Consider the following 2,686-nt stretch of genomic DNA (forward strand, 5'->3'; position numbering starts at 1 on the left):
TCGCACGATAGAAGTCACCAGATTGGCCGGATTTGCCGATATACCGGCTTCACTTTACCTGACTGGTGAGGGTTCTGAAGGTGGAAGTGATCTATCAAAAGCCTTACAATTAAAAATGATAGAAGAAGGTGAATTTGAAATATTTACCAAATTGACTGCTGGTAAGAATTACTATTTTACCGATGCTGTTACCGGCACTTCAAAACAATATTATACTGAAGGTGGGATTTTGAAAGAAAATGGTACCAGTAACATAGATCAAACCGGAATCTATAAAATTTCATTAGATTTTAATTCGGGCATAGCAGTTTATTCAAAAATTAAGGCAGTAAAATGGTTTCATTGTAATTCTAATGTAAAAAAACTGGAACTGCCTTACACAGGTCGCGGAGTTTGGGCGCTAAACAAACATTCAATGACTACCGAAGATTTCGGTAGTGAACAGGCCAACCCACGTTACAGATTTGTAATGGAATACGAAGATAATACGGAAACTGTCTGGGGTCCGGCTAATTTCAGTGAGAATGGCATTCCTGGTGAAAATCTCAGTTATTTCTATACAAAAGAATATACTACTGCTGACGGTGTAACTCAATTTAATCCAAAGTGGAAAAGAGTTCAATCCAATAGTACATCATGGATCGGGTATACTTACGACATGTCCCTGATATTACAGGCAAACAATCCCTACACTCATACATTGACGGAAACAACGCCGGATGAAAATTCTCCTGGACAGTCAGTTGTCCCTACCAGCCTGTATATAACCGGCGAAGGTTCAGAGGGAGGTAATACTTTGTCGCAAGCTATTAAAATGAAAGCTCTTGAAGGAGAAAAATTCGAAATATTCACTCGTTTAACTTCAGGAAAAAATTACTACTTTGTAGATTCTAATACGGGAGTACCAAAACATTTTTCAACTGAAAGTGGAACGCTGAAAGAAAATGGGACTTCCACTGTCGATGAAACAGCCATCTATAAAATTGTACTGAATTTTAGCGATAAAACGGCTGTTTACTCAAAAATTAAGGCTGTAAAATGGTACCACTGTAATTCACAAAGTAAAACACTTGAACTCCCATATACCGGTAGTGGCAAATGGACTTTAAATAGTCATACAATGACAGAGGCTGATTTTAGTGGCGGGGACAACAAAAATCCACGATACAGGTTTGTCATGGAATATGGTGACGGTACAGAAACAGTGTGGGGCCCTGTCAACCCCACGGAAGACGGTGCTCCGACTGGTGACCCTGCCTACTTCAATACTAAAGAATATACTGCAACAGAAATAGCTGCTTTATTTTCCGAGAGCCAGAGGGCGTTTAATCCCAAATGGAAACGGAGTCAAAGTGCCACTGTCTCATGGCTGGGATTTACCTATGATATATCACTTATTTTACAGGCCGATAATATGTATTCTCATGTGCTAAAGGAAAAATAAAATGAGAAAGTTATTTTTCATTATTTGTTGGGCTATTTTCATAAGTGGCTGCAATGATGACGATAAACCCGGGTATAAACCTGTTATTGATTCTATTGACTTTACTGCTGCTGCCGACAGCAGCAGTAAAGCATTAATCAACACTTTTTGGAGTGAGTCGCAACAATATTTTGTAGAGAACAACTATGGGGGAACAGGCTTTCAATATTGGCCGCAGGCTCATGCTATCGATGTCGTAACCGATGCCTATATACGTACTAAAGACAACTATTATAAAGCGTATTTTGATAAATGGTTCAATGGCGTACGAAAAGGCAATGGAGACAAATGGAAAAATAATTTCTATGATGACATGGAATGGATAGCTCTGGCCCTGTTTCGTATGTATAAAGCCACCGGAGAAGTAAAGTATAAAGATGCCACCATAGAACTGTGGAACTTCATCAAGGATGGCTGGAACGAAGCTTATGCCGGAGGGGGAATAGCGTGGAGAACCGTTGAGCCGTATAAAAAAAATGCCTGCTCAAATGGACCAGCCTGTATTCTTGCAGCCCGTCTTTATCAGGAAACTGGTGACGAGAGTTACAAGGAGTGGGCGGTAAAAATCTATCACTGGGAAAAGGCAACTTTGCTACAGAATGACGGTGCAGTACTTGACCATATTGATGGAAGGGATAATACGCTGACCAACTGGAAATTTACTTATAATCATGGAACATTTATTGGATCAGCAGTAGAATTGTATAAGATCTTCGGGAATAGGACCTATCTCGACGATGCTGTACTGACGGCAAATTTTACCATCGGCTCGCTGGTTACTAATTCAGTACTGAAACTCGAAGGATCAGCTGACTGTTCCACTGACAATGATGCACATTTATTCAAAGGTATTTTTATCCGTTATTTTTCTGAACTAATTCAACAAGATATTGATGCTGCAGCTAAAAAACGCTACCTGCAGTTTGTAAAGTATAATACTGAAACTTTATGGACAAAAGGTACATTAAAAAATCCGTTACTTTTCGGGCCTGACTGGATCACAAAGCCGGGTATGAAAACTACATTAAAAGCAATGGTAAGTGCCTGCATGCTTATGGAGACTACTGCTTTGCTGAAAAACCGAAATTTTTTATAATTCAATAGGAATCTATGAAAGAGAATCATAATTCATTAATCAGATACAAACAGCAAATGAAATGGATATGCGGAGCCTCGCTAATACTGACTCCTGCTTGCATCGCA

Annotated in this window: 1 protein-coding gene and 1 pseudogene; both read left to right on the top strand. The window is 39.4% G+C overall.

Going from position 1 to position 2,686, the window contains the following annotated elements; translation table 11 throughout:
* Window positions 1-1,444, top strand: a pseudogene (locus B4G81_RS04910) (hypothetical protein); the annotation flags it as partial.
* Window position 1,445: 1 nt separating this feature from the next.
* Window positions 1,446-2,579: a glycoside hydrolase family 76 protein gene (locus B4G81_RS04915; RefSeq protein ID WP_294080710.1), complete on the top strand. Its 1,134-nt coding sequence runs from the start codon at window positions 1,446-1,448 to the stop codon at window positions 2,577-2,579.
* Window positions 2,580-2,686 lie beyond the last annotated feature (107 nt).

This window comes from Proteiniphilum sp. UBA5384, assembly GCF_002410825.1.
Lineage (GTDB): Bacteria > Bacteroidota > Bacteroidia > Bacteroidales > Dysgonomonadaceae > Proteiniphilum.

Coding starts and splice junctions, on each gene's coding strand:
- B4G81_RS04915 (WP_294080710.1), top strand. CDS start 1,446: ATGAGAAAGTTATTTTTCATTATTTGTTGGGCTATTTTCATAAGTGGC.